Below are 18022 nucleotides of genomic sequence, written 5' to 3'. Positions count from 1 at the left end.
CCTTCAAAAACAATTTATAAGCAAAACAATAACTGAATATTAAAATATTATCACTATTTTAATATTCTGCCAATAATCAGCTTTAGGCCTGTGAGGTAAGCGGATGTTTAAATGCATTTGGCAATGAAACACCTGTAAGATTTTTGATAAATAAAACATTACTGGATTTATCAACCTTAGTCTTAAGCGGCAGCACGTCATCCCCAGGCTGGAAGTGAAAAACAATTTTTACAGTATTCTTATTAACAAGTTTCCTTAAGATCGTTATTAATTCTACTTTCTCCTTACTAATAACATCATAAAGATGGAGCGTATCCTCCTCATGCTGCATGATGACCACAGCCTGCTCATCATGGGCATAGTAGAGGTCTTGGTTAAAGACCATCAAACAATAAAACATTAGCAGCTCCTCTGTTCCGTGTGTCCCAAAGGCAGCTGACCCTGATAGCCGATCAGCTGCCAATCTATAAATAAATGCTAAATCTTCAACGTTGCTCCCATTTAATTTTCGTATGCCGGTTTCGTCTTTTGCCTCGAACGAACGATCCATTGAAAATTGGAGTTCTTCATATTCTTTAAAACCAAACTTTGGGTAAAAATCTAGCACAGATTGATTAGCGAATAAATACATTAAATCTATATCCTTGTAATCTTCCAAAACCTGATCCATCAGTTTTTTGGACAAACCTTGATTTCGATAATCGGGATGCGTCATAACTGTACCGATTTGGACAGACTGTTTCTTTTCGTTATCAATGATTAAATCCACAAGATTTACTGATACATTTGCTATGACTCTACCATATTCAATATACGAATATGGTATATATTTTTCTGTCCAGAAGCCATGCTGGTACCAAACTTCGAAGTCAATGCCAAAGATGGAGGAAGCTAATTCATTAAAACTTTTTCTTAAGAGTTCGTTTTCTTGATAGCCCTTTGCGAATACCAATTCTTTCATGCTTACACCATCCTTCCTGGAAATCAAACCATATTATACCATTTCATATAATAGATGAATCCTTAAAAATATTAAAGGATTTTCGAAAATGATATAGAAGAGGTAAATGTTAGTTTATTTTTCATCCAAAAAGTCTATTTAGGAGGAACGAAAAATGCGTAACGAAGAGATGCTGCTTATCCCCGGTCCGACACCTGTCGTTGATTCCATTTATGATGCGCTGGCACAGGAAACCCGGGGTCATACTGACCCAAGATTTGTAAAAATATTTAAGAGTGCTATTGAAAAAACAAGAGAGATGTTTAAAACAGACGGGGAAGTGTTTGTTGTTTCCGGGTCCGGAACCCTCGCGATGGAAATGGCACTTGTAAATACAGTGGCTGCAGGGGAGAAAATACTTGTCATCAGTCAAGGCTACTTTGGTGACCGCTTTATCCATTTAGGAAAAGCATTTGGAATTGAGGTTGACGTCATTCAGTCAGAATGGGGCAGTCAGGTTCAGACAAAGGAAGTAGAGGAAAAATTAACTGCCGGGAATTACAAAGCCGTTACCATCACCCATGCCGATACTTCAACAGGTGTCGCTGCAAACTTGGATGCACTTGTGCCCCTTATAAAAAAACACGGGGCATTGGTTATTCTCGATGGTGTTTGCGCCACTGCGGCGATGGAAGAAGATATGAGCAAGGCATACGGCCATCCGGATTATAAAATCGATGTTGTGTTAACAGGATCGCAGAAAGCAATCGGTGTACCCCCAGGACTGGCAGTTATCGCCTTTAACCAATCGGCATTGGCCGCACGTGAAAAAATCGGGCGTGTACCAGCCTACTATTGTGACATTCATAATTGGATCCCAATTATGAATGATCCTGGCAAATACTTTGCAACACCGCCGGTAAACCTCATTTATGCCTACGACGAGGGAATGAAATTGGTGCTTGCTGAAGGGATGGAAAATCGCTATAAACGTCACGAAGCTTACGGACGAGCAGTCCGGTCCGCTCTCGCCGAATATGGCATGAAGGCAATCGCCGATGAGGATGTCGCTGCCGCTACTCTTAGCTGTATTCTGTACCCAGAAGGCTTGAATGATGCCGCCTTCCGCGCTGCCCTTGCCGAAAAAGGTGTCATTGTCGCCGGTGCGCTTGCGCATTTAGCAGGAAAGGCGTTCCGAATCGGCCATATGGGCAACACCACAAATGAAATGCTTGAGAAAGCAATTGTGTTAATCGGGGAAACAATGAAGGAAATGGGCTTTTCAGTAAATCCGGAAAAGGCAGCTGTAATTTTCCAGCAGTGCCTGACGCCATTGAAAATGTAATGCAGAAAGACCTGTCCCAAAATAAGGACAGGTCTTTTTAGCTTAGCTTATTTCCGCTTAATGATATAGCTTAGAAAGGCATTTAAGAGGTTGGATTTATTCTAATATAAATTAAGGCACAATATTCCCTGCTGCTTTATAAATTTGATACCATTCTTCTCTAGTTAATTTGATTTCAGATCCCATGCAGGCATCGTGCATTCGACCTGGATTGGTTGTTCCGAGTACGACCTGGATGTTGGCCGGATGGCGGGTAATCCAAGCAACCGCAATCGCAGTGTTGGTGACACCGTATTTTTCAGCAATTCCGTCAATAGTTTTGTTCAATTCAGGAAAACGTTCCAAATCCCCAAGGAATGAACCTTCAAAAAAGCCGTGCTGAAATGGGGACCATGCTTGAATGGTTAAATCGTTCAAACGGCAGTATTCTAAAATGCTGCTATCACGATTAATAGCCTGATCAATTTTCATATTTAAGGAAATTCCCGAGTCAATCATCGGAGTATGGGCGATGCTAAACTGGAGCTGGTTGATCACCAGTTTAAATGGTATGTATTTTTGCAGCAGTTCAATTTGGGACGGATTGTGGTTCGACACACCAAAATATTTTACCTTTCCGCTTGTATGAAGCTGTTCAAAAGCTTCAGCAACTTCCTCAGGCTCCATTAGCGGGTCAGGGCGGTGCAGAAGGAGAATATCAAGATAGTCCGTTTTTAAACGTGTTAAGATACCTTCAACAGAATTCAGGATATGATCCTTTGAAAAATCAAAAAAGCCTTCCGGCAAACGGATCCCACATTTGCTCTGCAAAATCATGTTTTCACGAATTTGGGAATTCATTTGAATGGCGTCAGAAAATATTTCTTCGCATTTACCTCTTCCGTAAATATCGGCATGGTCAAAGAAATTGATCCCTTCTTCCAAAGCCGTACGGATTAACTTTTCTGCCTCTGGCACCGATAACGAGGTTAACCGCATATTGCCCATAATCATGTTTGAAGCTTTTAAATCGGTATTGGCAATGTTTATATATTTCACACTCTATTCCTTCTTTCATTGTCTTTTCCCTCTTACATATTAAATGAAAACTCGCCGATTGGCGAGGCCGTTAGGACGGTTCATGAGGCGTAGTTAAATTTCTTATTAAAAAAGCCATTGTAAAAAAACAATGGCTTTAATGAAGCATTCATACTATTTCTTTAACCGAGAAATCATATTCATAACATATTCGGTATAATTGTTCAATTTCCCACTGTGTGGGGACTTTTGGATTATTGGCTGGACTGCCGCTATCTAATGCATCCTTGGCCATTTTACTGATGGCGCCGGTAAATTTATGTCTGTCGATTCCCCACTCCATTAAATTCGGTATTTTTAAAGCAGAACATAGCTGCTTGACCGATTCTACTGCAAATTTCGCCCTTTCTTCTTTTGAACGATTGGAATGGTTGGGGGCAAAGATATCCCCTAAATCGGATAGCCTGTCAATGCAGGAATCCATACTAAATTCAAGTACAGCCGGAAGCAGCATGGCATTGGAATACCCATGCGGAACATGAAACAGCGCCCCAATCGGCCTCGACATTCCATGTACCAGACATACAGACGCATTGGAAAACGCCATTCCTGCCTGAAGGGCGCCAAGCGACATGGCTTCCCTTGCTTCAAGGTTTTCTCCATTCGTATAAGCTTGATAAAGATTTTGGACAATGAGTTCCATGGCTGATAATGCCAGCGAATCTGTCATAGGATGCCCTTTTTTGGAAAGATATGCTTCAATGGCATGGCTTAATGCATCCACGCCTGTTGCGGCAGTTACATGCTGCGGTGAGGAAATAGTTAAGAGCGGGTCGACTATAGCTATTGAAGGCATAAACGCCAGTTGTTTGACCATGATTTTTACATTCGTGGAAGGGTCGGTAATGACCGTGACATCAGTCGCTTCTGAACCTGTTCCGGCTGTGGTAGGAATCGCGATATGCGGGATTGGCATCGCTTCGGCAATCTTTCTGCCGCCTGCATAGTCACCAATATCCCCTCCGTTTGTTACTAATACAGCAACTGCTTTGGCGGTATCGATACAACTGCCGCCGCCAATGGATATAAGTAAATTACACTTTTCCAAACTGAACTGCTCAAGTGCTTCAGAAACATAGTTGACTGTCGGTTCAGAGTCTACGCCTAGAAATACACGGCTTTGAACACCATGATTTGCTAATAACTGTTTGCATTTATCAACAACCCCAAGGTGATTCATGACTTTGTCTGAAATAATTAACGCTCTATCCCCTAATCCTGCTCCTTCCACTCCTACTTGGTTAAATGCCTGTTTTCCATAAACGATACTTTGTGGAGTCCTAAAATAAACAATATCCCTCATCAAAAAAATCCCCCTTCCTATGTAAACGATTACATAATAACAAAAGGAGAAAAAGAATTGTGTTGAAACTTGTTATATTCACTCAATTTTTTTAAAACCTTTTGAGCCTAAGCACCAATAAAAAATTATTGAACCGTACCTAATTGTCTGTCATATTCCATGATAATCCGGGACAAACTGATTAGTACGATATATGTTTACTTTAAAAATGAGCATTTAGTCCTAAAGGTATATCCTTGGAAGGGGAAGTTGGCTTGTCAAATCCAATTGAAAAGTTATTTTGGAGCATTGCCCTTCCGGGGTTTGGGCAATTATTAAATAAAAAATATCTTAAAGGTTTCTTGTTTGTTTTTTTAGAAATTCTGGTGAATACACAAGCAAATTTCAATACAATCATTATGCTAAGCTTTCATGGAGAGATTGAAAAGGCAATTGCTTTAACTGATTATCAGTGGCTTATGTTTTATCCTTGCTTATATTTCTTTGCAATGTGGGATGCGTTTAAGGATGGAGGCGGAGGCAGTGAAAGATATTCCTTCCTTCCGTTCGTATTTGCCGCTTATTTTGTCACGGTCGGCTGTATTTATTCCCCGAAATTAAAAATCTTTGGTGTCTTGTTTGGACCAGTCTGGCTGCCGATGTTGTTTGTCATTCCAGGCGTAGCAATAGGAATAATTATAAAAGTAATTATTAAAAAGTTCACTGAACCAAAAAAGCAGGCTTTTGATTAAAGTTTGCTTTTTTAATATTTATTTTTTCACCATTCCTAAGACAAATAAAAATCCTAACATCAGCAGATGTTAGGATTTATGATGACCTGTGAGGGGTTCGAACCCCCGACCTCAACCCTGTCAAGGTTGCGCTCTCCCAGCTGAGCTAACAGATCAATATTTAAGCTATAAATATTATTATAGTAAAAAAGACAAAAAAGTCAATAACAATTTTTCATTAAATACCCCTCTAAAAAAATAGAACACACATTCCTCTTTTCGTTGATTAAAGAACTAATGTTCGGTTATAATAATTTATAGAAAGGAGGAGTTTTAAAATGGATGGCCTGTTTATTCGTTCCATCGAAGAAAATATTCCTTTGGAGATGATTTATCTTGCCGAAAACCAGAAAATTACCCAGCGAAGTTTAATAATTAAAGAGGTAACTGACGAATACATTCGCGCCTACTGCCTGCTGCGGAAACAAATCCGTACCTTTAAACGGGACAATATTCTTTCCATCATGCCTGATCAGCATCATAAAAGCCGTTACCTGCATTAATCCTCAACCTAGCCCCCTTATCCTTACACACATTTCTGCATTTCCACTTTCATTATGGTAAAATTCTTTTTGTAAAACAGTTGAACTCGGGGGGATTTTTCAAAATGGATTATCCAAGAGGTACCATTACAGAACAAACATTTTACAGCAATGAACTTGGAGAAGAAATGCAGCTGCTCATTTACCTTCCAGCCAATTTCTCACCGCTATATAAATACTCGCTGCTGATTGCTCAGGATGGCCGTGATTATTTTCAGCTTGGCCGAATTGGTCGAGTGGCAGACGAGTATCTTTCTATAAAAGAAATGGAAAATTTAATTATTGTTGGGGTACCCTATAAGAATGTAAAGGACCGCCGCAGAAAATATCATCCTGCCGGAGACCAAAACCGGCAATACATACGCTTCCTTGCTCATGAATTAGTCCCCTTTTTGGACAGTGAATATCCAACGTACCAAGTTGGGACAACCAGAGCACTTATAGGGGACTCGCTTGGTGCAGCGGTTTCCCTAATGACTGCATTGCAATACCCGCATACATTTGGGAAAGTGCTGCTTCAATCTCCCTATGTGGACGAGATTGTGTTAGAAGCTGCCAAGCATTATACAGAGCCGTTATCACTGGAAATTTATCATGTCATAGGAAAACTCGAAACCGAAGTGAAAACAACAGATGGAAAAACCAGCGATTTTCTGACACCCAATCGGGAGCTTTCAAAAGTCCTTTCCAAAAAGCCTTTTAGTTATTTTTATGAAGAATTTAATGGAAATCACACTTGGACCTATTGGCAGCCAGACTTACGACGGGCACTTAAAATGATGTTCTTGTAAGCCATTTGGATTATTTATTATATTTAGAAAATTTGTTATAATAATAAATACCCATTTTTACTCGCTATTTTCCTTGTCATTCCTTGACTTTTGATAGAACCCACTACTTAAAACGGAGGTACCGCCATGAAATTTGGAGTTGTTATTTTTCCATCGAAAAAGCTTCAAGACCTTGTAAATTCTTATCGCAAGCGCTATGATTCGCATTATGCTTTAATCACACCGCATTTGACATTAAAAAATGCCTTTGAAGCAACTGAGGAAGATGTGAAAGAATTTGCCGATAAACTGCGGAAAATTGCCGGCAACACACAGCCTTTCACCTTAAAAACTACTAAAGTGAGTTCTTTTCATCCGGTTAACAATGTTATTTACTTTAAAGTTGAGCCGACAGAAGAACTAACTTCCTTACATGCAGAAGTTAATAAAGAATTTAGCGAACAAAATCCGGAATACGCATTTGTCCCCCATATTACGATCGGCCAGAATCTATCCAATGATGAACACTCCGATGTTTACGGGTCGCTGCGTATGAAAAGAATTGACCACGAAGAAACGATTGACCGTTTCCATCTCCTCTACCAGCTGGATAACGGCTCTTGGACAGTTTCTGAAACATTTCGGTTTGGAAAGGAATAGTTCTAAGTGACAGTAAAAGTTGTTGAAAACCCAAAAGAACTCGAGGACGCCTACACAGTTCGGAAAATAGTTTTTGTAGATGAACAAAACGTCCCCTTTGAAGAGGAAATTGATCAATTTGAAAATGATGCCACTCATTTTGTGTTGTATCATGAAGGTAGTCCAGTAGGGGCCGGACGATTCCGCAATGTTGAGGGCTATGGAAAGGTTGAACGAATTTGCGTCCTCAAAGAGGCTAGAAACATTGGTGCCGGTAAAGCCATTATGGAGACAATCGAATCCCATGCCCGGGAAAAAGACTTCCGAAAGCTAAAACTTAACGCCCAGACGCAGGCCATCCCCTTTTACGAAAAATTGGGCTACGAGGTAGTCTCAGAGGAATTCATGGATGCCGGAATTCCTCACAAAACAATGGTAAAGAATTTATAGAAATATGCACTTGCCAATATTAAAGTTGGCAGGTGCTTTTTATTGGTTTTCTTCAAAACTTCTTTCCCGCCATTCCAGGTTTTGATATGATAGAACATGTCTTATTTCAAAATAGAGGGTTATAAAAATGAAAACAGCAGTTTATCGAAATCGGAAGATTGTGATTGACGAGCTCAATCGTGAGGAATTCCAGTCTATTTACATCGCCGGCAAAAGAGGCGAACTATCTTGTCCTACTTGTAAAGAAATGGTGCAGCTGTATCTGGGAATCCTAAGTGACCCCCATTTTTTCCACCATTCTTTACCGGAAAAGAGATGTCCGGTACCAGGAAGACTTGACACAGGGCTTCAGCCACAAACAGAAAATCACTATATTGAACGAAACGGGTTTAGAATTCCCCAGGGCAGAACCATTACAGAAGAAAATTCTGCTCCTGTAAAATTTAAAACAGCAAAACCTATCGAATATAAAGTTCCGTTTAAGCAAACACAGACAAATTCTCCAGGAAGCCTTCCCCCCTATTTGCAGCAGCTATCAGCAAATGGAGTTATTTTAGATGATAGTCAGACGAAAGCAGTAATAGATACGGAAGGCCCCTTATTAGTGCTTGCCGGTGCCGGAAGCGGCAAAACAAGAGTGCTGACTTGCCGGACCGCGTTCATGCTCGAGGCTAAACAAATCGATCCTCGAACCATCATGTTGGTTACATTCACCACCAAAGCAGCAGCTGAAATGAAAAATCGCCTTCTTTCCTATCCAAATATGAAGCGTGAAAAAATCCAGCAGCTCATAACCGGCACGTTCCACAGTATCTTTTACCGGATTCTCATGTTCCATGATGCCGCCAGTTGGTCCTCTGACAAGCTGTTAAAAAAAGAGTGGCAGCGGGATAGAATTTTGAAAGAGGCCGGTAAAGAACTCGATTTGTCCGAAAAGGAATTTGCTTATGATCTAGCACTGCAGCAAATTGGACTATGGAAAAATACGATGCTTCTCCCCGCAGAGGTCAGACCGGCATCAGAATGGGAAGAAAAAACCGCAATTTTATATAAAAAATATGAGGATTACAAAAACCGTGAAAGTTTGTTTGATTTTGATGACATGCTGATCGGCTGCTATCAGCTGTTGAAAACCACTCCTGCCATATTGGAGTATTATCAAGACCGATTTCAATATTTTTTAATCGATGAGTTCCAGGACATCAACAAGGTTCAATATGAATTAATTAAACTACTATCGAATAAGCACAAAAATGTTTGTGCTGTTGGTGACGATGACCAGGCCATTTACTCCTTCAGAGGAAGCGACCCAAATTTTCTGCTTGAATTTGAAATGGACTTCCATTCATCAAAGACTGTAACGCTTGAACAAAATTACCGTTCATCTCATGAGATTGTTTCGGCCGCCAATCAAGTAATTTCTGCTAATAAATTGAGAAAAGCAAAAAAAATGCAGGCGCAATTTTCTAGCGTTGAAATGCCACTTACTTTTTTCCCTTTTGACGAAGAGGAAGAAGCCACTATGATTGTCACTGATATTTCTGAGCGGATTGCAAACGGAGCAAATCCCGCTGATTTTGCTATTTTGTATCGGACCAATGCTGCTTCAAGGGCCGTGTTTGAACGGCTGGCGCGTTCGAATCTTCCTTTTAAAATCGACATGGACGCAGAAGCCTTTTATGACCGTTATATCATTAGATGCGCCCTAGCCTTTTTAAAGGTCAGCTTAAATGAAGAAGATCCAAACAGCATGACAGAAATTTTGCCATTATTATTTTTAAAACAATCGGCCCTGAAGGACATGAAAGCACTTAGTATCCTTCAGGACTGCAGTCTACTTGAGGCACTGATGCATTTAAAAACATCCCATGCCTTTCAGGAAAAAAAATTAAAAAAGGCAGTACCGCTGATTCGCGCCCTTAAAACCTTGACACCGGCAAAAGCGATTGAAAAGATTGAAAAGGAAATAGGCTTCCTGGATTTTCTTAAAAAACGCGGCAACGAGGCAAATCAAATCGAAAAAGGATCAGATGATTTGAAGGATTTAAAAGTGGCGGCAAAGAGCTTTGACACGATCGACGTTTTTTTAGAACATGCTGAACATATGGCAGCGATGAATAAGGAAATAAAAAATTTAAGCAAACATTTTCGCGATGCTATCACCTTAAGCACCATTCACAGGGCTAAGGGACTTGAGTATAAATATGTATATTTGCTTGGCGCAGTCGACGGCAGCCTCCCGCACGACTACGCATTGGAAACAAGTCGAAACGGGGACTTTTCCGGACTCGAAGAAGAACGAAGGCTGTTTTATGTTGCTATGACCCGGGCTCAAGAAGGTCTATATTTATCTATTCCGGACAATCGAAGAGGAAAAAAAGCCAACCGTTCCAGATTTCTCGCACCACTTTTAAAAATAAGCAAAAAGGCCAAATTCCAATAAGGAAAGCGGCCTTTTTTCTTATTTCTTATTCATCATGTTTGAAATGGTATTGAAATCAAGACTTTTTCCATCTTTAATGATGGTATTGCAAATCTGATCTTCTAATTCCTTACTAATCGGCTTGTTTGCAAGCTGAGATACTTTGCGAATGACTCCACGGACTGTCTTTTCGTCTTTAAAGTTGGCATTCTGAAGAGAATTAGCCAAATCAAAAATATCTTTCATATTTACGCCAGTTTTTTTCTCTATATTTTTAAAGAAACCATTATCCATGATCAAAATTCACACTCCTTCATAAACTACTTTATTGTATGAAGGAATGAAAAAATGGTGAAAAAAGAAAAGGATAGCCAAAAAATGGCCATCCTTTCCTATAGTCCATTCACCTATTAATACCAGCTAGCACCTACAATGATTAATAGAATGAATAGTACGACGATTAGTACGAAGCTGCCGCCGTAGCCAAAACCACCACCGTAGCCGTAGCCGTAACCTCCACAACCCCACATAGATAGATTCACCTCTCTTTAGTAATCTCATTAATACAATATGAAATCACTAAAAAAGTGTATAGGCACGAATAAGCTATTCATCCATTTAAGAAAAAAATCAGCATTTACCCTTTTGGCTTAAATACGAGTGCTCCAATAAATCCAAAAATAATCGCGGCTGACACTCCAGAACTGGTCACCTGAAACATCCCGGTTAACACGCCTATTAGCCCATGGTTGTTGGCATCATCAAGCGCTCCGTGAACCAATGCATTTCCAAAGCTGGTTATCGGAATGGTCGCGCCTGCTCCGGCAAAATTAATAAGTGGCTCATACAACCCAAATCCCGCTAAAATCGCCCCGGCTACAACCAATAAGCTTAACGTATGGCCTGGTGTAAGCTTGGCAACATCAAATAATAGCTGGCCAATGACACAAATCAATCCGCCTATGACAAAGGCCCAAAAAAACATCGCTAACATAATCGTCACCCCTTTAATTGTTCATTTCTATGCCAACTGCATGGGCAATACATGGAATCGATTCATTTTGTTGAAAGGTGAGCGGGGATAACAATGCACCGGTAGCAACAAGCAAAATCCGTCTGTATGTACCCTTCCTCATTTCATTCAGTAAATGTCCATACAATACTGTCGCTGAACATCCTGCTCCGCTTGCTCCGGATTGAACGGGCTGGTCATCCTTATAGATGAGGATCCCGCAATCCTGAAATTGCTTTCTTTCAAGCTTAAGTCCGCTTTTGTTAATTAATTCAAAAGCAGCGTCATGGCCGACTCTCCCCAAGTCTCCAGTAATAATTAGGTCATAATAAGATGGATCAAGGTCAAGATCCCGAAAATGGGCCATAATCGTATCTGCTGCTGCAGGAGCCATTGCACCTCCCATATTGAACGGGTCTGTCAAACCCATATCAATTACCTTTCCAATGGTTGCAGATATTGTGACAGGGTTTTTCTTCCCCGGTTCGTTTGGCTGAATGATTCCAACACCAGCCCCTGTAACCGTCCATTGAGCCGTCGGAGGCTTTTGGCTGCCGTATTCTGTTGGATAGCGAAACTGTTTTTCAACCGCGGCATTGTGGCTAGATGCTCCCGTCACCACATTTTGTGCTCCCTGATAATTGACAATAAATGAGGCTAGCGCTAAGCCTTCCATGGAAGTGGAACAAGCCCCAAATAAACCGAAATAGGGAATCTGCATAGTCCTTGCTGTAAAGCTAGTTGGCGTTATTTGATTAATTAAATCACCGGCAATTAAAAATTGAATTTTTTCTTTCTCAATATTTGCTTTATCCAGTGCAATTTTTATCGCTTCTTCAAGCAAGATTCGATGGGCTTTTTCATAGGACTCCTGGCCCATCCATAGGTCTTCATACAATAAATCGAAGTCATTTGCCAAGTTTCCGTTAGCCTCAAAGGGGCCCCCTGTTACCCCAGTCGCCGATATCATCGGTTTATTTTGAAAGACCCACGATTGATGTCCTTTTAGCAATTACAAAACCCCCCAAATGCTTAAAACCGTTCTAATCAGCGCTACCACAAAGGCTGCAAATACACCAAAAAGAAGAACTGAGCCTGCAAGCTTAAACATATTGCCGCCAACCCCTAACACAAACCCCTCTGTGCGATGTTCAATGGCTGCGGAGATAACGGCGTTGCCAAAGCCCGTGACCGGAACTGCACTCCCCGCCCCGGCAAACTGCCCCAGCCGATCATAAACACCGAAGCCGGTCAAGAGCATGGAGAGAAACACCATTGTGGCCACCGTTGGATTCCCGACACTTTGTTCCGTAAAATTAAAAAAGTAAATGTAAAAATAACTGATGGCCTGGCCAATTGCGCATATCAGTCCGCCAACAAAAAAAGCCCTGATACAATTTTTTAAAACTGGCCGTTTCTTTTCGTGCTTTTGTTGAAGCTGCTGGTATTTTTGCTGCTCGGGTGTCATATTTTTCTGTTTGCTTGCCATCATTGCATCCCCTTTCCTACTTGATATCCTCTGTCATTTTAACGATTTCATTAAAACGTTTTTCTGCATCTCGATGGTTAAACTTAGACGAGGACCTCATCTTTTCATCAAGCCGTACGACTTCCAGAAATATTTTATAGTCACTTGAGACGGTAAATTTCTCTTTTGGATATTTTTTCTCAAGCATTTTGGTAACATTTTTTTCAATCTTTTTCATGTTAAAGCGATGCAAATGCTTTACCTTATAGGCAACAAGGATTGCTTTTTTCCCTTTGACGACAGCGACATCATACAATTCTGGAAAAGAACTTACATCTCGTTTAATTTTCTCTACCTGGTCATTTCCTTTATGCCCATCAGTGACAACTGGTGGTGGATTTGTAGTTTTCACAAGCGCGAGCTGGCTGTCTTTTGCTTTTTGATCCTGATTGCAGGAAACCAGTAAGATTACACTCATCAATATAATGAATCGATATGTATTTCGCATAACGGTTTTCATCCCTTTTTTATAAATATGACTGTCATTAGTTTTTTCGACATTGACTAAAAATATGACTAAGTTAATGCCGATTAGAGAAAAAATAAAACTGCCAGTAACCCAGCAGTTTTTCACTTCTACTTATATGTCTTCTTCCCACAGCCACAGCCTTGTTTTTTTATAGCATTTGATGGCTGGTAAACCTTTGTTGTTTCAGTTTGCTTCTTTTTCTTTGTCACGTTTTTCCCTCCAATCAAATACAATTCATTAGTTACTAATCATCATATGAAAAAGCGTAAGTCTTGTCTCAGGCAAAAATCCTTATTTCCCAATAAAATATTGAATAATTGTTTCGATGATGGCCGCCATACCAGCAACAGCCAGGATAAGTATAATTGGCTCCGCCCAAACAGGGAAAAGGAAGGATATTCCTACCAAAATGGCAGAAGACCATATTCCTGTACACCAATAACAACTTAGCAATTCACCCATAAATCGCCTTATTCCAAACTTTTTTGGAATATAATAAATTTCCACTTCACCTTCTGCATTTACTTCCTCTACCTCATCAAAAAAGGGATTGCGTAAAAATTCAGTAATTTTATCAAAAACAATTAACCTCGTAAACCGAAAGCTTGCCAATGCTAAAAGGAGCAGTTGCATAAGACTTATCTTCATGTAAAAAAACCCTTTCATTTTTGGACTAATGACTGTGTATGAAAATAGCCTAATTTTGGTAAATAAGGCAATTGTCCGTAACCCATAAGGCTCTCGTTAAATATGTTAGTAATGTAAGATATATTACGGATTAAGGAGGAAAAATAAATGGGTTGTGGGAGCTTTAGAAATAATCACGACAACGGCAATTGCGTATGTCAAGTAGTTCGCGCGATTAAAGATATTCAAGATAATGCTGTTGAAGCTGCTGAATGTCAATCCTGTACCAGCTGCTTTAACGAGCCGCTTGGTTCATTAGTCTCACCTGTTAAGGAACATGTTGATACGCGCGTATTCGTTTTAAAAACAGCTGATGGTACACCATTCCACGCATTCTTCAATGACGATTACAATGCATGTGTCTCCATCTATTTCCGCGTAGAAGATGTGTTCGATAACTGCTGTGCTACACTTCGCGTATTAGTTCCTGGCAAAAAAGACGGCGGAAACTTTGTTCCAGTCAATTTCGTAAAGGGCGATGATAAATGCTGTATTAACCTATCTAAACATTGCCAAGTGACTTGCTTCAAAGCGAGCAACGATTGTGTAACGGTTGACTTAAGCTGCTTCTGTGCCATTCAATGTATTGCAGACGTAAACCTTGGAATTTGCAACAGTTAAATAAATTAGCCAGTCGGTGAATCGGCTGGCCTTTTTTTTATTTATTCATTATCGCTTTATTCCGATCATGATGACATTGGTGATATCATCAACTGGGAATGTTCTTTGAGTTTTATTATGGTATTCAATGGTTATTTGATTGTCCTCATAACTAATCAGGTAGCCCAAATGTTTCTCATCATCGATATTAAAGACACATGGAACAGGCGGAAGCACTTTTGGAAAGTTAATTAAATATTCCAGTCTTTCCTTTACCGTCATTTCCTTAAATGGTTTTACTCGATTAAAGGAAGATCGGTTATTCTCCACAGGTATTGAAGATGCTGCTTCTTTTATTTCCGTTCCCATCCCATTTGAATCTTTCTCCATCTTCGCATGAGGGACATTCTTTTTACTTTCATCTGCCCTTATATTCTCTTCCATTGCCGGCTCAGCTTCAAGCTTACTTCTGTAGATTTCCTGCATATGATAGTTTGCGGGATTCCTTGAAAATGGCTGTTTAATAAAGAAAAGTGGTCCCTGATCTTTTGTATTTGACATATAAGCACCTCCCTTACGGCATCCTACACTTTTATATATATGTGAATGGACTATAGGCGTTAACTGTTTTTTTCCATATAAAAAAGCCCGCAGTTCATTTTGCGGGCTTTTTATATTACATAATATGATATCCTGAGTCTACGTGAATATTTTCCCCTGTAATTCCACGGGAAAGATGGCTGAATAGGAAAACGGCAGTATCGCCTACTTCCTCAGGCGTTGTTGTTCTCCGTAATGGTGCTTTTTCTTCAATTTCCTTTAAAATCAAGTTAAATTCACCGATTCCTTTTGCGGATAGTGTTCGGATTGGACCGGCCGAAATGGAATTTACGCGAATATTATCTTTACCTAGGTCCGCAGCTAAATAGCGAACGCTTGCATCAAGGGAAGCTTTTGCAACACCCATAACATTGTAATTTTTGATGGCTCTTTCTCCCCCAAGGTATGTGAGAGTAACGATGCTGCCGCCTTCTGTCATGAGGCCGCGTGCTTCCTTCGCTACTGCCGTTAAGGAATAGGAGCTGATATTATGTGCCAGCAGGAAGCCGTCTCTTGTTGTATTCATATATTCGCCTGATAATTCTTCCTTATTGGCAAATGCAATACAGTGTGCTATTCCATGAATAGTCCCAACCGCTTCTTTTATTTCAGCAAAACACGCAGCAATTGCTTCGTCACTAGTCACATCACATGGCAGCACTAAAGTTCCCTCTGCATTTAAGGATTCCGCTAATTCCCGTACACTGCTCTCCAGTCTTTCCCCGGCAAACGTAAATACTAACCGTGCCCCAGCGTCATGAAGTGAGCGGGCAATCCCCCAAGCGATACTCCGCTTATTAGCAACACCCATTACGACAAATGTTTTTCCAGTTAAAGATAAATTCATTTTTAAAAAATCCTCCTACATGATAACTGATATTAGTACTTGGTACTAATTCTACACTAATTCTGAATAAATGAAAAGTACTTGCCTTTTCTAATAATAGCTTTTGCCTGTTTCTGAAAATTCAAGCTCCCTTTTCAGGTCATCCACATATTCCTTTGAGCCTGTGACAATCAGTCGGTCATGCATTTGCAGCTCCGTGTCACCATGAGGCACGATGGAATCCTTCCCTCTGAAAATTCTGACAAAAATAACATCCCCGGTAAACGGAAATCTTCTTAATGACATACCATCAAATAATTCATTATTCATGACAATTTCATATAACCCAGTTTCCTGATTCGTCAAAAGATTTATGACTGCAGGAGACTCAATCATCGCCCGAAGCAGCGCTTTTGTAGACATAAAGGAGGAGAACACCTCTACCCCATGCTCACGAAGCCTCAGCTCCAATTCAGGACTTTCAATTCTGGCAATGACCCTTGGAACTCCTTTTTCTTTCGCAGCTATAGCAAGATCTGCATTCACTTCCTGGTTTCCTGTTAAGATTACTACTATTTCAGACTCGAACACTTTTGTATTTTCAATGGCCTCCTGCGAATAATCCTGGATTTCCTTTATTTCAAATACCGAGTCAGCAAATGTTTTTTCGGCCTTTTCAATTTTTTGATGATACAAAACCGGATTATAGAGTCCGGACTTTAATTCTAGGGAAACAGGCAAAGTAATCTGGTTAGCACCTAAAAAGGCAATGGACACTTTCCTGCCCTCCGCTGCTTCTCGAGGGAACAGCTTTTTAAAAACAATTGGCGTAAAAATTGAGGTAATCACAGCGACAAGAATTAGTGTTCCTTTCATTTGCTCTGATATAACCCCAATCCGTTCTCCGATTGTCGCTGCAGCAATAACAAGTGACAATGTGGAGGTAAGCAGAAATCCCGAGGCAATTACGGTTTTCATATCGTACCAAATTTTCAAAAGGTACACAGGAATTAGCTTCGAAAATAATAGCCCAATTAATAAAAGCGGTATTAATAACAAAAGTTTCTTTTCACTTAATAACGACCAGATGTCCAGTTCTACACCTACCATTACAAAGAAGATAGGAATTAAAAATCCGTAGCCAAAGGAATCAAGCTTATGAACAAGCTCTTGGTTTGGTGCCAACAAAGAAACAAGGACACCTGCCAAAAATGCTCCCAGAATATTTTCAGCACCGACTGTTTCGGATAATCCTACCAGCACAATAATCAGCATAAATACAGCCCTTGTGCCGATTTGGACCGTCCCTGTTGAGAGTGTTTCAATAAAGCTGCGATTTTTAAATCTTTTACCAATGAAATAAAGGATAATTCCTGCTCCAAACAAAATCAGCAGAAGCCATGTATCCCCCTCTCCCCCTTCATTCAGGGAAACAAAGAGGGCCAGCAGAATCATGGTAGCCAAATCAGCAATAACTGCTACCAGTAAGATAATCTGCCCAATCACCGTTTTCATTAAGTGAGCTTCTTTTAAGGTGGGCACGACTACTCCCAATGAAATCGTCGAAATAATCAATGTCATCAGGAAAGCATTATCGATAAATCCTGCCAGAACAAAGAGATACGATAAACCGAGTGAAAGAATGAAGACACCGGCAAAGATAATGGATGAGACCAGAAAGGAGTTTGGTTCTTTTTTCCCGTTTGGAAGGGTCTCACGTTTTTTCCCGCGTGAAAAAGCCGTGAAGTCAATTTCAAGACCGCTTAGGAACATAAGAAAAATAAAGCCAAGTGTAGACAGGGTAGACAGCCACATATCCTCATGAACGATATTGAATCCACTCTTACCAATAATGAGGCCCATGATAATTTCCGCAACAACCACAGGAATAAAATTTAATTTAAATCGATGCAATAGAATTGGAGTTAAAAATGCCATTGTCACAACAATTAATAATGAAATAATGGAGACGTGTTGTTCCATCATACTCCTCCCTTACGGATAGTAATAAATGCTCGCAATCCGACAAAAAATAAGAATCG

Annotated in this window: 21 protein-coding genes and 1 tRNA gene; 8 read left to right on the top strand and 14 right to left on the bottom strand. The window is 40.2% G+C overall.

Features of this window, described 5'->3' with window-relative positions:
- Positions 1-82 precede the first annotated feature (82 nt).
- Positions 83-961: a GNAT family N-acetyltransferase gene (locus tag ACFPA1_RS01115; protein ID WP_378580907.1), complete on the bottom strand. Its 879-nt coding sequence runs from the start codon at positions 959-961 to the stop codon at positions 83-85.
- Positions 962-1115: 154 nt separating this feature from the next.
- Here ACFPA1_RS01115 and ACFPA1_RS01110 point away from each other — a divergent pair, with 154 nt between their 5' ends.
- A complete protein-coding gene (locus tag ACFPA1_RS01110; protein WP_213140972.1) occupies positions 1116-2285 on the top strand; it encodes a pyridoxal-phosphate-dependent aminotransferase family protein in 1170 nt (389 codons plus the stop codon).
- A gap of 111 nt (positions 2286-2396) precedes the next feature.
- On the opposite strand, the gene ACFPA1_RS01105 is transcribed toward ACFPA1_RS01110, so the two are convergent.
- A complete protein-coding gene (locus ACFPA1_RS01105; protein ID WP_213140973.1) occupies positions 2397-3323 on the bottom strand; it encodes an aldo/keto reductase in 927 nt (308 codons plus the stop codon).
- Positions 3324-3471: 148 nt separating this feature from the next.
- A complete protein-coding gene (locus tag ACFPA1_RS01100) occupies positions 3472-4665 on the bottom strand; it encodes an iron-containing alcohol dehydrogenase (protein ID WP_213140974.1) in 1194 nt (397 codons plus the stop codon).
- A 254-nt stretch (positions 4666-4919) separates the two neighbouring features.
- Between ACFPA1_RS01100 and ACFPA1_RS01095 the strand changes: the two genes are divergently transcribed.
- Positions 4920-5396: a hypothetical protein gene (locus ACFPA1_RS01095; RefSeq protein ID WP_378580904.1), complete on the top strand. Its 477-nt coding sequence runs from the start codon at positions 4920-4922 to the stop codon at positions 5394-5396.
- An 82-nt stretch (positions 5397-5478) separates the two neighbouring features.
- On the opposite strand, the gene ACFPA1_RS01090 is transcribed toward ACFPA1_RS01095, so the two are convergent.
- Positions 5479-5551: transfer RNA gene (locus ACFPA1_RS01090), tRNA-Val, on the bottom strand.
- 162 nt (positions 5552-5713) lie between these two features.
- On the opposite strand from ACFPA1_RS01090, the gene ACFPA1_RS01085 reads away from it, so the two are divergent.
- From ACFPA1_RS01085 to ACFPA1_RS01065, 5 genes are all read left to right on the top strand, one after another.
- Entirely contained in the window at positions 5714-5938 is a 225-nt protein-coding gene (locus ACFPA1_RS01085) for a hypothetical protein (RefSeq protein ID WP_213140976.1), read from the top strand.
- 104 nt (positions 5939-6042) lie between these two features.
- Positions 6043-6768, top strand: coding sequence for an alpha/beta hydrolase (locus ACFPA1_RS01080; protein WP_378580902.1), 726 nt, complete (start codon positions 6043-6045; stop codon positions 6766-6768).
- 126 nt (positions 6769-6894) lie between these two features.
- The gene (locus tag ACFPA1_RS01075; RefSeq protein WP_378580900.1) at positions 6895-7407 is read left to right on the top strand and encodes a YjcG family protein; all 513 of its coding nucleotides are present in this window, start codon (positions 6895-6897) and stop codon (positions 7405-7407) included.
- A gap of 6 nt (positions 7408-7413) precedes the next feature.
- Positions 7414-7836: a GNAT family N-acetyltransferase gene (locus ACFPA1_RS01070; protein ID WP_213140979.1), complete on the top strand. Its 423-nt coding sequence runs from the start codon at positions 7414-7416 to the stop codon at positions 7834-7836.
- 127 nt (positions 7837-7963) lie between these two features.
- Positions 7964-10279, top strand: a complete 2316-nt coding sequence (locus ACFPA1_RS01065; protein WP_378580898.1) for an ATP-dependent helicase — start codon at positions 7964-7966, stop codon at positions 10277-10279.
- A gap of 18 nt (positions 10280-10297) precedes the next feature.
- Here ACFPA1_RS01065 and ACFPA1_RS01060 read toward each other — a convergent pair whose 3' ends face one another.
- From ACFPA1_RS01060 to ACFPA1_RS01030, 7 genes are all read right to left on the bottom strand, one after another.
- Positions 10298-10552 (bottom strand): stage VI sporulation protein F, encoded by a 255-nt coding sequence (locus ACFPA1_RS01060; protein WP_213140981.1) that lies wholly within the window; start codon positions 10550-10552, stop codon positions 10298-10300.
- Positions 10553-10668: 116 nt separating this feature from the next.
- Positions 10669-10788 carry a YjcZ family sporulation protein gene (locus ACFPA1_RS01055; protein ID WP_213140982.1) on the bottom strand — a complete coding sequence of 40 codons (120 nt, stop codon included), beginning with the start codon at positions 10786-10788 and terminating at the stop codon, positions 10669-10671.
- A gap of 107 nt (positions 10789-10895) precedes the next feature.
- The gene (gene spoVAE, locus ACFPA1_RS01050) at positions 10896-11252 is read right to left on the bottom strand and encodes a stage V sporulation protein AE (protein WP_213116586.1); all 357 of its coding nucleotides are present in this window, start codon (positions 11250-11252) and stop codon (positions 10896-10898) included.
- A 13-nt stretch (positions 11253-11265) separates the two neighbouring features.
- Positions 11266-12282: a stage V sporulation protein AD gene (spoVAD, locus tag ACFPA1_RS01045; RefSeq protein ID WP_213140983.1), complete on the bottom strand. Its 1017-nt coding sequence runs from the start codon at positions 12280-12282 to the stop codon at positions 11266-11268.
- On the bottom strand, positions 12283-12762 hold the full coding sequence (spoVAC, locus tag ACFPA1_RS01040) for a stage V sporulation protein AC (RefSeq protein ID WP_213140984.1): 480 nt from the start codon (positions 12760-12762) through the stop codon (positions 12283-12285).
- A gap of 13 nt (positions 12763-12775) precedes the next feature.
- On the bottom strand, positions 12776-13246 hold the full coding sequence (locus ACFPA1_RS01035) for a YhcN/YlaJ family sporulation lipoprotein (protein WP_378580894.1): 471 nt from the start codon (positions 13244-13246) through the stop codon (positions 12776-12778).
- A gap of 312 nt (positions 13247-13558) precedes the next feature.
- Positions 13559-13915, bottom strand: coding sequence for a DUF1360 domain-containing protein (locus ACFPA1_RS01030; protein WP_213140985.1), 357 nt, complete (start codon positions 13913-13915; stop codon positions 13559-13561).
- A gap of 147 nt (positions 13916-14062) precedes the next feature.
- Between ACFPA1_RS01030 and ACFPA1_RS01025 the strand changes: the two genes are divergently transcribed.
- Complete coding sequence (locus ACFPA1_RS01025) at positions 14063-14575, top strand: CotY/CotZ family spore coat protein (protein ID WP_213140986.1); 513 nt, start codon at positions 14063-14065, stop codon at positions 14573-14575.
- 48 nt (positions 14576-14623) lie between these two features.
- Here ACFPA1_RS01025 and ACFPA1_RS01020 read toward each other — a convergent pair whose 3' ends face one another.
- From ACFPA1_RS01020 to ACFPA1_RS01010, 3 genes are all read right to left on the bottom strand, one after another.
- Complete coding sequence (locus ACFPA1_RS01020; RefSeq protein ID WP_378580892.1) at positions 14624-15115, bottom strand: CotO family spore coat protein; 492 nt, start codon at positions 15113-15115, stop codon at positions 14624-14626.
- A 115-nt stretch (positions 15116-15230) separates the two neighbouring features.
- Positions 15231-16001, bottom strand: coding sequence for an enoyl-ACP reductase FabI (gene fabI / locus ACFPA1_RS01015; RefSeq protein ID WP_213140988.1), 771 nt, complete (start codon positions 15999-16001; stop codon positions 15231-15233).
- A 90-nt stretch (positions 16002-16091) separates the two neighbouring features.
- Positions 16092-17963, bottom strand: coding sequence for a monovalent cation:proton antiporter family protein (locus ACFPA1_RS01010; protein ID WP_213141320.1), 1872 nt, complete (start codon positions 17961-17963; stop codon positions 16092-16094).
- Positions 17964-18022 lie beyond the last annotated feature (59 nt).

It is taken from the genome of Neobacillus sp. GCM10023253, assembly GCF_042653105.1.
GTDB classification, from domain to species: Bacteria; Bacillota; Bacilli; order Bacillales; family Cytobacillaceae; genus Neobacillus; species Neobacillus citreus.
This window is presented reverse-complemented; position numbering and strand designations above follow the sequence as displayed.

What these genes read in the sequence shown, in the direction of transcription:
- spoVAE (WP_213116586.1), bottom strand. Translation starts at nt 11,252, where the DNA reads ATGTTAGCGATGTTTTTTTGGGCCTTTGTCATAGGCGGATTGATTTGT.
- fabI (WP_213140988.1), bottom strand. Translation starts at nt 16,001, where the DNA reads ATGAATTTATCTTTAACTGGAAAAACATTTGTCGTAATGGGTGTTGCT.
- ACFPA1_RS01110 (WP_213140972.1), top strand. Translation starts at nt 1,116, where the DNA reads ATGCGTAACGAAGAGATGCTGCTTATCCCCGGTCCGACACCTGTCGTT.
- ACFPA1_RS01035 (WP_378580894.1), bottom strand. Translation starts at nt 13,246, where the DNA reads ATGCGAAATACATATCGATTCATTATATTGATGAGTGTAATCTTACTG.
- ACFPA1_RS01100 (WP_213140974.1), bottom strand. Translation starts at nt 4,665, where the DNA reads ATGAGGGATATTGTTTATTTTAGGACTCCACAAAGTATCGTTTATGGA.
- ACFPA1_RS01075 (WP_378580900.1), top strand. Translation starts at nt 6,895, where the DNA reads ATGAAATTTGGAGTTGTTATTTTTCCATCGAAAAAGCTTCAAGACCTT.
- ACFPA1_RS01080 (WP_378580902.1), top strand. Translation starts at nt 6,043, where the DNA reads ATGGATTATCCAAGAGGTACCATTACAGAACAAACATTTTACAGCAAT.
- ACFPA1_RS01025 (WP_213140986.1), top strand. Translation starts at nt 14,063, where the DNA reads ATGGGTTGTGGGAGCTTTAGAAATAATCACGACAACGGCAATTGCGTA.
- ACFPA1_RS01055 (WP_213140982.1), bottom strand. Translation starts at nt 10,788, where the DNA reads ATGTGGGGTTGTGGAGGTTACGGCTACGGCTACGGTGGTGGTTTTGGC.
- ACFPA1_RS01020 (WP_378580892.1), bottom strand. Translation starts at nt 15,115, where the DNA reads ATGTCAAATACAAAAGATCAGGGACCACTTTTCTTTATTAAACAGCCA.
- ACFPA1_RS01030 (WP_213140985.1), bottom strand. Translation starts at nt 13,915, where the DNA reads ATGAAGATAAGTCTTATGCAACTGCTCCTTTTAGCATTGGCAAGCTTT.
- ACFPA1_RS01065 (WP_378580898.1), top strand. Translation starts at nt 7,964, where the DNA reads ATGAAAACAGCAGTTTATCGAAATCGGAAGATTGTGATTGACGAGCTC.
- ACFPA1_RS01115 (WP_378580907.1), bottom strand. Translation starts at nt 961, where the DNA reads ATGAAAGAATTGGTATTCGCAAAGGGCTATCAAGAAAACGAACTCTTA.
- ACFPA1_RS01060 (WP_213140981.1), bottom strand. Translation starts at nt 10,552, where the DNA reads ATGGATAATGGTTTCTTTAAAAATATAGAGAAAAAAACTGGCGTAAAT.
- ACFPA1_RS01085 (WP_213140976.1), top strand. Translation starts at nt 5,714, where the DNA reads ATGGATGGCCTGTTTATTCGTTCCATCGAAGAAAATATTCCTTTGGAG.
- spoVAC (WP_213140984.1), bottom strand. Translation starts at nt 12,762, where the DNA reads ATGATGGCAAGCAAACAGAAAAATATGACACCCGAGCAGCAAAAATAC.
- ACFPA1_RS01010 (WP_213141320.1), bottom strand. Translation starts at nt 17,963, where the DNA reads ATGGAACAACACGTCTCCATTATTTCATTATTAATTGTTGTGACAATG.